The organism is Streptomyces sp. NPDC060035 (genome assembly GCF_042736635.1).
Lineage (GTDB): Bacteria > Actinomycetota > Actinomycetes > Streptomycetales > Streptomycetaceae > Streptomyces.
This window is the reverse complement of record NZ_JBHWVO010000014.1, coordinates 173,954-186,981: the sequence shown is the minus strand read 5'-3', so window position 1 is coordinate 186,981 and position 13,028 is coordinate 173,954. Positions and strand designations below refer to the sequence as shown.

10 protein-coding genes are annotated in these 13,028 nt (G+C 70.5%); 6 read left to right on the top strand and 4 right to left on the bottom strand.

The genetic code is table 11. The features are described from left to right. The first annotated feature begins 48 nt into the window (after positions 1–48). Together ACFWBQ_RS22905 and ACFWBQ_RS22900 are read left to right on the top strand one after the other, a co-directional pair. On the top strand, positions 49–1,053 hold the full coding sequence (locus tag ACFWBQ_RS22905; RefSeq protein ID WP_385492022.1) for an ATP-binding cassette domain-containing protein: 1,005 nt from the start codon (positions 49–51) through the stop codon (positions 1,051–1,053). After that, complete coding sequence (locus tag ACFWBQ_RS22900; RefSeq protein ID WP_385492019.1) at positions 1,050–1,907, top strand: ABC transporter permease; 858 nt, start codon at positions 1,050–1,052, stop codon at positions 1,905–1,907. The genes ACFWBQ_RS22905 and ACFWBQ_RS22900 overlap by 4 nt, the downstream gene beginning before the upstream one ends. 62 nt (positions 1,908–1,969) lie before the next feature. On the opposite strand, the gene greA is transcribed toward ACFWBQ_RS22900, so the two are convergent. Together greA and ACFWBQ_RS22890 are read right to left on the bottom strand one after the other, a co-directional pair. Further along, positions 1,970–2,467 (bottom strand): transcription elongation factor GreA, encoded by a 498-nt coding sequence (gene greA / locus ACFWBQ_RS22895; RefSeq protein ID WP_385492016.1) that lies wholly within the window; start codon positions 2,465–2,467, stop codon positions 1,970–1,972. 191 nt (positions 2,468–2,658) lie between these two features. Further along, positions 2,659–3,063 carry a DUF4307 domain-containing protein gene (locus tag ACFWBQ_RS22890; RefSeq protein ID WP_385492013.1) on the bottom strand — a complete coding sequence of 135 codons (405 nt, stop codon included), beginning with the start codon at positions 3,061–3,063 and terminating at the stop codon, positions 2,659–2,661. Between the two features lie 97 nt (positions 3,064–3,160). Here ACFWBQ_RS22890 and mca point away from each other — a divergent pair, with 97 nt between their 5' ends. Further along, on the top strand, positions 3,161–4,042 hold the full coding sequence (gene mca, locus ACFWBQ_RS22885) for a mycothiol conjugate amidase Mca (RefSeq protein ID WP_385492010.1): 882 nt from the start codon (positions 3,161–3,163) through the stop codon (positions 4,040–4,042). Between the two features lies 1 nt (position 4,043). After that, on the top strand, positions 4,044–4,274 hold the full coding sequence (locus tag ACFWBQ_RS22880; protein ID WP_385492007.1) for a hypothetical protein: 231 nt from the start codon (positions 4,044–4,046) through the stop codon (positions 4,272–4,274). A gap of 450 nt (positions 4,275–4,724) precedes the next feature. Here ACFWBQ_RS22880 and ACFWBQ_RS22875 read toward each other — a convergent pair whose 3' ends face one another. Continuing rightward, a complete protein-coding gene (locus ACFWBQ_RS22875; RefSeq protein ID WP_385492004.1) occupies positions 4,725–7,946 on the bottom strand; it encodes a tetratricopeptide repeat protein in 3,222 nt (1,073 codons plus the stop codon). Between the two features lie 132 nt (positions 7,947–8,078). Here ACFWBQ_RS22875 and ACFWBQ_RS22870 point away from each other — a divergent pair, with 132 nt between their 5' ends. Further along, a complete protein-coding gene (locus ACFWBQ_RS22870; protein WP_385492001.1) occupies positions 8,079–10,100 on the top strand; it encodes a thioredoxin domain-containing protein in 2,022 nt (673 codons plus the stop codon). A 15-nt stretch (positions 10,101–10,115) separates the two neighbouring features. Here the strand turns inward: ACFWBQ_RS22870 and ACFWBQ_RS22865 are convergent, their stop codons facing one another. Next, the gene (locus ACFWBQ_RS22865) at positions 10,116–10,802 is read right to left on the bottom strand and encodes a hemolysin III family protein (protein ID WP_385491998.1); all 687 of its coding nucleotides are present in this window, start codon (positions 10,800–10,802) and stop codon (positions 10,116–10,118) included. Between the two features lie 208 nt (positions 10,803–11,010). On the opposite strand from ACFWBQ_RS22865, the gene ACFWBQ_RS22860 reads away from it, so the two are divergent. After that, positions 11,011–12,834, top strand: a complete 1,824-nt coding sequence (locus ACFWBQ_RS22860) for a phosphoenolpyruvate carboxykinase (GTP) (RefSeq protein ID WP_385491995.1) — start codon at positions 11,011–11,013, stop codon at positions 12,832–12,834. Positions 12,835–13,028 lie beyond the last annotated feature (194 nt).

The window sequence follows — 13,028 nt, the reverse complement described above, 5'->3', positions numbered from 1 at the left end:
TCTAGGATCTGTTTCAGGAAGTCACCGAAGCAACTGGGGGAGTCCCACATGCCAGGCGCCATTTACGCCGAAGGCCTGGTGAAGACCTTCGGCGAAGTACGAGCACTGGACGGCGTCGACCTAGACGTACCTGAAGGCACCGTCCTGGGCCTTCTGGGCCCCAACGGCGCCGGCAAGACCACCGCCGTGCGCGTGCTGACCACCCTGCTCCAGCCCGACAGCGGGAAGGCTGTCGTGGCGGGCATCGACGTGCTGAAGCACCCCAACGAGGTACGCCACTCGATCGGACTCTCGGGCCAGTTCGCCGCTGTCGACGAGTACCTCACCGGCCGCGAGAACCTGCAGATGGTCGGGCAGCTCTACCAGATGAGCGCACGCGACGCGAAGAAGCGGGCGGTGCAGCTCCTGGAGAAGTTCAACCTCGCCGACGCGGCCGACCGCACCGCGAAGACGTACTCCGGAGGCATGCGCCGCCGTCTCGACCTGGCGGCGGCGCTTGTCGTCTCCCCGCCCGTGATGTTCATGGACGAGCCCACCACCGGCCTCGACCCGCGCAACCGGCAGCAGCTCTGGGAGGTCATCCAGGAGCTCGTCGCCGGCGGTACGACACTGCTGCTGACCACGCAGTATCTGGAGGAGGCCGATCACCTCGCCCACGACATCTGCGTCATCGACCACGGCAAGGTCATCGCCCGCGGTACCTCCGACCAGCTGAAGGCCCGCACCGGCGGCGAGCGTGTCGAGGTCGTCGTGCACCAACGGGACCAGATCGAGCCCGCCCGATCGGTACTCGCCACCTACGGCAAGGGCGAGATCGCCTTCGCCGAACACACCCGCAAGCTGACCGTCCCGGTCACCGGCGGAGCCAAACTGCTCGCCGAAGTCATCCGCGACCTCGACGCCAACGGCGTGGAGATCGACGACATCGGCCTGCGCCGCCCCACCCTCGACGACGTCTTCATCTCGCTCACCGGCCACGCCGCCGAGCTGGAGAGGAACGAGGAGAGCGGATCGACACGCGCCGCAAAGAGCGGCAAGGAGGCCGGGCAGTGACTGCCACCACGGACACCCCCGAACTCGCGCCGATCAACCCGCGCGGCGGCATCAGCCAGTCGGTCGCCGACTCCCTCGTCGTCGCCAAGCGCAACCTCATCCGCATGGCCCGCATCCCGGAGATGGTCATCTTCGGGCTGATCCAGCCGATCATGTTCGTGGTGCTGTTCACCTACGTGTTCGGCGGCTCCATCAAGGTCGGCAGCACGATCTCGTCGGCGGACTACAAAGAATTCCTGATGGCCGGGATCTTCGCCCAGACCGTCACCTTCGCCACCGCCGGGGCCGGAGCGGGTATCGCGGACGACATGCACAAGGGGCTGATCGACCGCTTCAGGTCGCTGCCGATGGCCCGGGGCGCCGTCCTCACCGGACGCACCCTCGCCGACCTCGTGCAGACCGCGCTCACCCTCGTCGTGCTCGCCGGTGTCGCACTGATCATCGGCTGGCGGACCCACGAGAACATCGGCAAGGTGCTGCTGGGCTTCCTGCTGCTGCTCCTGCTCGGGTACGCGTTCTCCTGGATCGGCGCGCTGATCGGCCTCGTCGTACGTACACCGGAGGCGGCCACATCCGGCGGACTGATCTGGCTCTTCCCGCTGACGTTCATCTCGAACGCCTTCGTGGACGCCAACCAGATGCCGACCGTCCTGCGCCACATCGCGGAGTGGAACCCCTTCAGTGCCACGGTGCAGGCCTGCCGCGAGCTGTTCGGCAACCTGCCGCCGGGTTTCGTCACCCCGGACGCCTGGCCGATGCAGCACCCGATCCTCGCCTCGGTGCTCTGGTCGGTCCTGATCATCGTGGTGTTCCGCACCCTGGCGGTCCGCAGGTACCGCTCGGCCACAGCCTGACCTGCACCACGACGGAGCCCCGGCCGCTCATGCGGCCGGGGCTCTCTCATGACGGCTGCGGATCAGCCCGTGTACGGCTTCGCCGCGATGATCTTCACCGAGGCCTTCTTGCCGTTCGGCAACTCGTAGTCCGCTTCGTCGCCGATCCTCTTGCCGTTCACCCCGGTGCCGAGCGGCGACTGGGGGGAGTACGTCTCGATGTCCGCGCTCGCGTACTCGCGCGAGGCGAGCAGGAAGGTGACGGTGTCGTCCGGGTCGCCGTCGAAGGCGATCGTCACGACCATGCCGGGCTCGACCACGCCGTCGTCGGCAGGCGCCTCGCCGACCTTCGCGTGCTCCAGGAGCTGGGTGAGCTGGCGCACCCTGAGCTCCATCTTGCCCTGCTCCTCCTTGGCGGCGTGATATCCGCCGTTCTCCTTGAGGTCACCCTCCTCACGTGCTGCCGCGATCTTGACGGCGATCTCCGCGCGCGCGGGACCAGTGAGGCGCGCCAGCTCGGCCTTCAGCTGGTTGTGCGCCTCCTGCGTGAGCCAGGTGACGTTTTCGCTGGTCTGGGTCACAGGGTGCTCCTCGTCGGTGCTGGGAATACAAAGCATCGCCCTACCCCAAGCATGTGCTGCCACGGGTGGGCGAAACCACGAGCCTAACAATTCCACGCGAAAAGGGGGAGAAGGTAAACGGTCACACGCGCATCCGTGCAGGTGAGCGCCGGGGCGTGCGGATCAGACGCGGCGCGCGCCCAGCACTGCGATCAGCTGCCGGCGGTACACGCCATCAGTTCCACCGCGGTCGCCCTGGACGTGGTCCGCAGGGAGACGACCTCGTCGATCCGCTCGGAGCGCTCGTCGAAACGGAAGTCCTTGCGGGCCACCTCGCCGCCGTCCTCGCTCAGTGCGCGGACCGTGCAGTACCCGTCGGTGTCCCGGTCCTTGCGCACCTCGAGGTGCGCCTCGGCCCGGTCGTCCGAGACGATGTCGGACTTGATGAGCTCTGCGCTGATGTCCTGGCCCGCGACGTAGTCGTAGCCGAACCAGCCGATCATGCCGAGGAAGGCCACACCGAGCACCATGCCGACGATCTTGAGCTTGCGGTCCGCACGCTGATCCTCGGACCGGCCGTAGCGCCCGTCGGGCAAGGCCTCGCGCACCGCTGCCATGATCGTTCCTCCCGTACAGGGGATCGAGGAATTTTCCACCCCCCGGGTCAGTCACTATAGAAGCCGACCATCGCGACCAATCACTGAGGACCGAGTCTTGACCGAGCAGCTGAGACTGATGGCCGTTCACGCCCACCCCGACGACGAGTCGAGCAAGGGCGCGGCCACCATGGCCAAGTACGTGTCCGAGGGGGTGGACGTCCTGGTCGTCACCTGCACAGGGGGCGAGCGGGGATCCATCCTCAACCCGAAACTCCAGGGGGACGCGTACATCGAGGCGAACATCCACGAGGTGCGCCAGAAGGAGATGGACGAGGCCCGCGAGATCCTGGGCATCGACCAGCAGTGGCTCGGCTTCGTCGACTCGGGCCTGCCCGAGGGCGACCCGCTGCCGCCGCTGCCCGAGGGCTGCTTCGCGCTGGAGGACGACGAGACGGCGGCGGGCCGCCTGGTCGCGAAGATCCGTGCGTTCCGGCCGCAGGTCATCACCACGTACGACGAGAACGGCGGGTACCCGCACCCCGACCACATCAAGACCCACACCATCTCGATGATCGCCTTCGAGGGTGCGGCGGACGCCGAGAGGTTCCCCGAGGCGGAGTTCGGGCCGGTCTGGAAGCCGCAGAAGCTCTACTACAACCAGGGCTTCAACCGGCCGCGCACGGTCGCTCTCCACGAGGCGCTGCTCGCTCGTGGGCTGGAGTCCCCGTACGGCGACTGGCTGGAGCGCTGGAAGGAGTTCCAGCGCGAGGAGCGCACGCTGACCACGTTCGTCCCGTGCGACGAGTTCTTCGAGATCCGCGACAAGGCGCTGATCGCGCACGCGACGCAGATCGATCCGGACGGCGGCTGGTTCCGGGTCCCGATGGACGTCCAGCGGGAGGTCTGGCCGACGGAGGAGTACGAGCTGGCCAAGTCTCTCGTCGATACGTCCCTCCCCGAGAGCGACCTCTTCGCGGGCATCCGCGACAATGCCTGATATGTACGCGACCCAGGCACTGAACCAGCTCGTCCCTCTGGCCAAGGAGGTCGACGACAACAAGGTGACCCCCGGCGTCCTCGGCTTCCTCGTCTTCGCGGCGCTCGCCGTGGGTGTGTGGCTGCTGATGAAGTCGATGAACCGCCACATGGGCAGGATCGACTTCGAGGAGGCGCCGGAGCCCGCGTCCGAGAAGACGACGACGTCGGCGGCGGCCCCCGGCAAGAAGTAGGCGCGCGCCCCGTCCCGGGGTGCGGGGCTTTGTCCTCAATCGCCGGACGGGCTCGGGCGGCCCGGTCCGCGGGGTGCGCCCTGCGCGGTGGGTGGTGGGCGGTGCCCCTCCGGAGTGTCTCCTCGGGACCGGCGTGGCACCCGGGTACGCAGCCGACCCCGGTCCTACGCCAGTCCCTGCGGGGACCCTCCTGCACGGCCCCACCCATGTCTCACCGGCGCCTGCCGCCCGGTGGTCGAGGGCGCACGACGGCCGGTCCGGGGCCGTGCAGGAGGGTCCCCGCAGGGCGACGAACAAAGAGCAGGGCCCCGCCGCGTGGAGCGCGCACGTTCGTTGCCCGAGGAGACACTCCGGAGGGGCCCCGGGCCACCACCCACGCACGGAGTGCACCCCGCGGACCGGGCCCACGATCAAGCCCGCCCGGCGATTGAGGGCAACAGCCCCCGCCCCTTACGGCCGCACCCCCACCGGCACCCCCATGACCTCCCGCGCGTGCCGGGACGGGGTCAGCCCCAGGCGCCACGCCTGCCAGCCGTCGTCCAGGTCCACGCCACGGTTCAGGACGACCGTGAACGCCTCCGCGCAGTCCTCCAGCTTGCCGTCCCGCAGCGGATGGGCGGCCCGGAGCAGGTCCGCGAGCTCCTGCTGGGCCACGGCGGTACCCACCTCGCTGCCCCCCGGCGACGCGTACGGCAGCAACGTGCACCGCAGGAACGCGGCCCAGTCCCCGCCCCTGACGTCCCCGTACGAGGCGAACAGGGCGATCGCCTCGTCGCACAGCTCCAGGGCCTGCGCCGTGCGGTTGTTGCCGCCGTCGACCAGGGCCAGCTCCAGGCAGGTCCAGGCCTCACCGTGTGCCACCCCGATGCGCCGGAAGTCGGCCCGCGCGTCCACGAGGAGCTGCCGGGCGAAACCGGAGTTGCGCAGGTTCCCCGTCTGCGCGGCCCGCTGGTCGCGGGTGACCCGGCCCGAGTGGTGCCGGGCGCACGCCAGGCCGTAGACGTCCCTCATCCGGGAGAACATCGTGCGGGACCGCTCCAGCTCCCGTACCGCCTGATCGGTGTCGCCGTCCTCCTCCAGGGCCTGCCCCAGGTAGTACCGCGTCCATGCTTCGCCCCGCGCGTCCTCGTTGTCCCGGTGCCGGTCCAGGGCCCCTCGCAGCTGCTCCACCGCGGGTGCGGGGTCGCCGTCCAGCAGCCGGGCGCGGGCCAGCTGGGTCAGGGCCCAGGCCTCCCCGCGCTCGTCCCGGGTGCGGCCGTACAGGTCCAGCGCGGTGGACAGCTCCTCCTCGGCCCGCGCCACCTCGCCCATGCGCAGGCAGACCTGGCCGAGCTGGAAGTGCGACCAGGCCTCACCGTGCAGCGACTCGCCCTCCCGGTGCAAGGTGAGCGCGGTGTCGAGCAGGGTCAGGGCCTCGGCCAGATTGGCCCGGTCGCGCTCGACGGCCGCCAGGGCGTGCAGGGACCAGGCCCGGTCCTCGGCCTGCTCCGGGGACGCCTGCAGTGCGAGCGCCTCCCGCAGCCGCGCCGAGGCCTCCGTCAGATTGCCCTGGTGGTGCAGGGTGATGCCGAGCGAGCAGAGCGCGAGCGCCGCACCCGCGTCGTTCTGCGCCTCGCGGTACAGGCCGACGACGGAGGACAGCGTGGTGCGGGCCTTGTCGAGCTCACCGAGCTGGCGGGCCGCGATGCCCGTACGCCACTGGACCGACCGCTCCAGCAGCCCCTGGTCGATGGCCTGTGTCAGTTCGCTGATCTCACCGAGCCGGTAGAGGTCGCCGCGCAGCAGGCAGTAGTCGCACAGGGCGCCCAGCAGGTGGAGCACGGCCCCCTGGTCGACGCCCTCGGCGTGCCGCAGGGCCGAGGTGATGAAGCTCGACTCGTCGTCCAGCCAGCGCAGGGCGGCGTCCAGCGAGCTGAAGCCGTGCGAGCCGAACTGCCCGGCGCGGGTGGACATCTTGCCGTCCACCATGCGGATCACCGCGTCGGCCAGCTCCGCGTAGTTCTGGATGAGGCGTTCCTGCGCGGCGGTACGGTCCGCCGCCGCCTCCTCGTCGAGCAGCCGGGCCAGGGCGAAGTCCCGTACGAGGTCGTGCAGCCGGTAGCGCGAGCCTCGTACATGGGTGAGGAGCCCGGCCCGGGACAGGGTTTCCAGCAGCCGTGCGGCCTCCTGCTCCTCGGTGGACAGCAGGGAAGCGGCAGCCGCCGTGCCGAGGCTGGCGCGCCCGGCCAGGGCGAGGCGCCGCAGCAGCCGCCGGGCCTGCTCGGGCTGGTCGGTGTAGCGCAGCCACAGGGCCCGTTCGACGGGTGCGACCGGACCGTACGCGCCGAGGTCGGCGGCGAGGGCGCTGCGGGTACGTGCGCCGAGCGAGGAGCCCGCGACGCGCAGGGCGAGCGGCAGCCCGCCGCACAGCTCGACGACGGAGTCGGTGGACGGGTAGTCGTACGGCCCGTCCTCCTCGTCCTCGGCCGACTCCCGCAGCAGCTCCTCGGCGCCCGCCGCGTCCAGTGCGCCGACCGGCAGCTGGTGCACCCAGGCCGGGATGGACGCGGGCAGTTCGAGCGGCTCGCGCGTGGTGACGAGCACGAGGCTGTCGGAGCGCTCCGGCAGCAGCGTGCGGACCTGGGCGGCGTCGGTGGCGTCGTCGAGGACGATCGTGACAGGTGTGCCGGTGAGGTGCTGGTGGTAGAGCTCGCTCAGGCGCCGTACGTGCTGCTCGGCGGAGGACCTCTCCCGGAAGAGGAGCTGCTCGCGCGGCGCGCCCAGCCGGTTGAGCAGGTGCAGCAGGGCGTCCCGGGTCGGCAGCGGGGTCTCCCCGGAGACATTGCCGCGAAGATCGACCACGCACGCACCCCGGAACTGGTCCTTGAGCGCGTGGGCGGCCCGCACAGCGAGGGTGGTGCGCCCGGCACCCGGGGTGCCGTGCAGGACGACGACGGTCGGCTTGGTCTCCGTGGAGGCACGGGCGGCGTGCACCCACTGGGCGATCTGCGCCAGTTCGCCGCGGCGCCCCGCGAACGTGCCGTCGGCTGCGGGCAGATGACCGAAGGACTGTTCGAGAAGTGACCGGGTGCGGGCGGCTGCGCTGCGGTCCCCACCGCGCAGCTGCGGCACCACGGAGGCGGCTGCCTTCTTCTTGGGAGCGCGGGAGGAGGCGGTCAGCATGCGCTGCTGGTCGAGGAACGGGCGGATGCCCCGTACCTCCAGCGCCGTCAGCCACTGCAGCCGCAGCTGTTCGGGGCCGCCGGGCTGGCTCAGTGCGCCCGCTCTGCGATGTGCGGCGGGCCAGTGCGACGCGGTGACCCGGGCGACGGTCGCGGTGGCTCCGGCGACGGCGACGACGGCGCCCGCCCCGAGGGCGAGACCGGCCGCGGTGCCGAGCGCGAGGTCCGCGCCGAAGGCGGCGACGGAGGCAACACCTGTCACCACCAGGGGTGTTCCCAGTGTGGCTCTGCTGAACCGCTTCGACAGCGGCTTCTGCCCCGCCTCCGCGATGTCGAGCGCGTGTGTGTACGCCGCGTACTCCTCGGCCGCACCGGCGGCCATCGTGTCGAGCGCGCCCCGCGCACGCACCATGAGCGCGCCGGAGTCGGTCCGTCCGCCGGTCCGCCGCGCTTCGTCCTCCACGGCGCGTACCAACAGGCGTTCGGCTTCCGCCCGATGGCTGTCCCGCATGCGTCCCCCTAGGTTCCAGCGACTGCAGATCAACCAGCCGTCATGGGCACCCAGTGTCCTGCGTACGGCGCGTCAGCGCGAGAGAGCGAGGCGATCAACCGGTAAGGGAGCCGGGTGCGCAAGGATTGGGGCATGGCCAACCGACTTGCGCAGACCACCTCCCCGTACCTCCTCCAGCACGCCGACAATCCCGTCGACTGGTGGCCGTGGTCGCCCGAGGCGTTCGAGGAGGCGAGCAGGCGAGGCGTTCCGGTGCTGCTCAGCGTCGGATACGCCAGCTGTCACTGGTGCCATGTGATGGCGCACGAGTCCTTCGAGGACGCGTCGGTGGCGGATTATCTGAACGCGCACTTCGTGCCGGTGAAGGTCGACCGCGAGGAACGGCCCGACGTCGACGCCGTGTACATGGAGGCCGTGCAGGCCGCGACCGGCCAGGGCGGCTGGCCGATGACCGTGTTCCTGACCGCCGAGGCCGAACCCTTCTACTTCGGCACGTACTTCCCGCCGGAGCCCCGCCACGGCAGTCCGTCCTTCCACCAGGTGCTCGAAGGGGTCGTGGCCGCGTGGACCGACCGCCGGGACGAGGTCGCGGAGGTGGCCGGGCGCATCGTCCGGGACCTCGCCGGCCGCTCCCTGTCGCACGGCGGGGAGGGCGTGCCCGGCGAGCAGGAGCTGGCCCAGGCGCTGCTCGGGCTGACCCGGGAGTACGACGAGAAGCACGCCGGCTTCGGCGGCGCGCCCAAATTCCCGCCGTCCATGGTCATCGAGTTCCTGCTGCGCCACCATGCCCGTACGGGGGCCGAGGGCGCCCTGCAGATGGCCGAGGACACCTGCGCGGTCATGGCGCGCGGCGGGATCTACGACCAGCTCGGCGGCGGCTTCGCCCGCTACTCGGTGGACCGGGAGTGGGTCGTACCGCACTTCGAGAAGATGCTGTACGACAACGCGCTGCTGTGCCGCGTGTACGCCCACCTGTGGCGCGCCACAGGCTCGGACCTGGCCCGCAGGGTGGCCCTGGAGACCGCCGACTTCATGGTGCGCGAGCTGAGGACGGCGGAGGGTGGTTTCGCCTCCGCGCTGGACGCCGACAGCGAGGACGCGCACGGGCGGCATGTCGAGGGCGCGTTCTACGTCTGGACACCCACGCAGCTGCGCGAGGTGCTGGGCGAGGCGGATACCGTCTTCGCCGCACAGCACTTCGGGGTCACCGAGGAGGGCACCTTCGAGGAGGGTGCCTCCGTCCTGCAGCTGCCGCCGACCGCGGCGCCGGAGGACGGGGGGAGGGTCGCCGATGTGCGGGCCCGGCTGATGGCGGCGCGTGAGCTGCGGGTGCGGCCGGAACGCGACGACAAGATCGTCGCCGCCTGGAACGGGCTGGCGATCGCGGCGCTCGCCGAGACCGGTGCGTACTTCGGCCGGCCGGATCTGGTCGACCGGGCCACGGAGGCCGCCGACCTGCTCGTACGGGTCCACATGGGCCCCGTCGCCCGCCTCTGCCGTACGTCGAAGGACGGCCGCGCGGGGGACAACGCCGGGGTCCTGGAGGACTACGGCGATGTCGCGGAGGGCTTCCTGGCGCTCGCCTCCGTCACGGGCGAGGGCGTCTGGCTGGAGTTCGCGGGCTTTCTGCTGGACATCGTCCTGGAGCGGTTCACGGGCGAGAACGGGCAGCTGTACGACACCGCCGACGACGCGGAGCAGCTGATCCGCCGCCCGCAGGACCCCACCGACAGCGCGACTCCGGCCGGCTGGACCGCGGCCGCGGGAGCGCTGCTCTCGTACGCGGCGCACACCGGCTCCGAGGCGCACCGTACGGCGGCCGAGGGTGCGCTCGGGGTCGTGAAGGCGCTCGGGCCGAAGGCCCCCCGGTTCATCGGCTGGGGGCTCGCCGTCGCCGAGGCGCTGCTGGACGGGCCGCGCGAGGTGGCGGTCGCCGGGCCGGTCGGCGGAGAGCTGCACCGGACCGCGCTGCTGGGCAGGGCGCCGGGTGCGGTCGTCGCGGCGGGCGAGGTCGCCGACGCCGGTACGGAGTTCCCGCTGCTGGTGGACCGGCCGCTGGTGGGCGGGGTGCCCACCGCGTACGTGTGCCGGCACTTCGTCTGCGACGCGCCGACGACGGACGCGGCGGAGCTGGCCGGGAAGCTGGGCGGCTGACGCCGGCGGGACTGCTCAGCCGTGCTGGTGGGCGACGAGTGAGATGCCGACGTAGTGGACGATGAACGCGGCCAGCGTCAGTGAGTGGAACACCTCGTGGAAGCCGAACCAGCGCGGCGAGGGGTTCGGCCGCTTGAGGCCGTAGATGACGCCGCCCGCGCTGTAGAGCAGCCCGCCGACGACGACGAGGACGAGGACCGCGACGCCACCGGTGCGCATGAAGTCGGGCAGGAAGAACACCGCGGCCCAGCCCATGGCGATGTAGCAGGGGGTGTAGAGCCAGCGCGGTGCGCCGACCCAGAACACCCGGAAGGCGATGCCGGCCGCCGCGGCCCCCCACACCGCCCACAGGAGCGGCTGCCCGGTGGAATCGGGCAGCAGGAGCAGGGTCAGCGGGGTGTAGGTGCCCGCGATGATCAGGAAGATGTTGGCGTGGTCGAGCCTGCGCAGCACGGCTTCGCCGACCGGGCCCCACGTGCCTCGGTGGTAGACGGCGCTCACGCCGAACAGCAGGCAGGCACTCGCGATGTAGATCGCGCAGGCGACCCGCGCGCGCGTGCTCCCGGCCATGGCGATCAGGGCGATACCCGCGATGACCACCGCAGGGAACATTCCGGCGTGCAGCCAGCCGCGCATCCGTGGCTTCTCGGGGACGGGGTCATCGAGAACGACGGGTCCGGACGCGGGGGCGGCAGAAGTCATGTCCGCATGCTACCTACGCAACCGTAGGTAACGAATCCGAGTGGCGATGCTCACGTGGGCGGCCCTCTGGACATATGGGCGCGATGGTCGGATGATCAAATGAGTGCGGTCGGCACCGGATGAGCGCCAGGGGAAATCGAAGGGGTAAGCATCCGGGTCGCAGCCCCCACGGGGCACCTTCAACAGACACCCTCGACAAGGAGCGATCGTGGCGCGCGACATCGCGGCTCCCCTCACTGTTCCCACCCAGCACCAGGAGCTCGTCTCCTGGGTAGACGAGATCGCAGCCCTCACCGAGCCGGACCGTGTGGTCTGGTGCGACGGCTCCGAGGCCGAGTACGAACGTCTGTGCGAGGAGCTCGTCGCCAAGGGCACCTTCACGAAACTGGACCCGGTCAAGCGTCCGAACTCGTACTACGCCGCGTCCGACCCGAGCGATGTCGCCCGCGTCGAGGACCGCACGTTCATCTGCTCCGAGAAGGAGCAGGACGCGGGCCCGACGAACCACTGGAAGGCGCCCGCCGAGATGCGGGACATCTTCACCGGTGAGAAGGGCGTCTTCCGCGGCTCCATGCGCGGGCGCACGATGTACGTCGTCCCGTTCTGCATGGGCCCCGTCGGCTCGCCGCTCTCCGCCATCGGCGTCGAGATCACCGACTCCGCCTACGTCGCCGTCTCGATGCGCACCATGACGCGCATGGGCCAGGCGGTCCTCGACGAGCTCGGCACCGACGGCTTCTTCGTCAAGGCCGTCCACACGCTGGGCGCGCCGCTGGAGGAGGGCCAGGAGGACGTTCCGTGGCCGTGCAACTCCACCAAGTACATCTCGCACTTCCCCGAGGACCGCGAGATCTGGTCGTACGGCTCCGGCTACGGCGGCAACGCCCTGCTGGGCAAGAAGTGCTACGCGCTGCGCATCGCGTCCGTCATGGCGCGTGACGAGGGCTGGCTCGCCGAGCACATGCTGATCCTCAAGCTCACGCCGCCGGGCGGCGAGAGCAAGTACGTCGCCGCCGCCTTCCCGAGTGCCTGCGGCAAGACCAACCTCGCCATGCTGGAGCCCACGATCTCCGGCTGGACCGTCGAGACCATCGGCGACGACATCGCCTGGATGCGGTTCGGCGAGGACGGCCAGCTGTACGCGATCAACCCTGAGGCCGGCTTCTTCGGTGTCGCGCCCGGCACCGGCGAGCACACCAACGCCAACGCCATGAAGACCATGTGGGGCAACTCCGTCTTCACCAACGTCGCGCTCACCGACGACGGCGACGTGTGGTGGGAGGGTATGACCGAGGAGCTTCCCGCGCACCTCACGGACTGGAAGGGCAACGACTGGACCCCCGAGTCCGGTACGCCTGCCGCCCACCCGAACGCCCGCTTCACCGTGCCGGCCGGGCAGTGCCCGATCATCGCGCCCGAGTGGGAGGACCCGAAGGGTGTGCCGATCTCGGCCATCCTCTTCGGCGGCCGCCGCGCCTCCGCCGTCCCGCTGGTCACCGAGTCCTTCACCTGGCAGCACGGTGTCTTCCTCGGAGCCAACGTGGCCTCCGAGAAGACCGCCGCCGCCGAGGGCAAGGTCGGCGAGCTGCGCCGCGACCCGTTCGCCATGCTGCCGTTCTGCGGCTACAACATGGGCGACTACATGAATCACTGGGTCAAGGTCGGCGCGGACAAGGACCAGGCCAAGCTCCCGAAGATCTACTACGTGAACTGGTTCCGCAAGAACGAGGCGGGCAAGTTCGTGTGGCCCGGTTTCGGCGAGAACAGCCGTGTCCTGAAGTGGATCGTCGAGCGCCTGGAGGGCAAGGCCGAGGGCGTCGAGACCCCGATCGGCATCCTGCCGGCCAAGGGCTCCCTGGACACCGAGGGCCTGGACCTCTCCGAGTCCGATCTGGACTTCCTGCTCAACGTCGACAAGGAGGTCTGGCGCGAAGAGGCCGCGCTGGTCCCCGAGCACCTCAACACCTTCGGCGACCACACGCCGACGGAGCTGTGGGACGAGTACCGGGCGCTGGTGCAGCGCCTGGGCTGATCGCCCCCTCGATCCCCGCGGCCGGGCTCCCGACATCCGCCCTGACCTGTGGGGTCAACCGCCCGCCGCGGTAGGGACGTGCACGAACACGCCCCAGGCCCCCGGAGCCCCCTCATGGCTCCGGGGGTCGTCCCTTTTCCATAGGAACACCCGCGTATCGCCAACTCCTTGCGCACATTCTCTTCACAACAGTT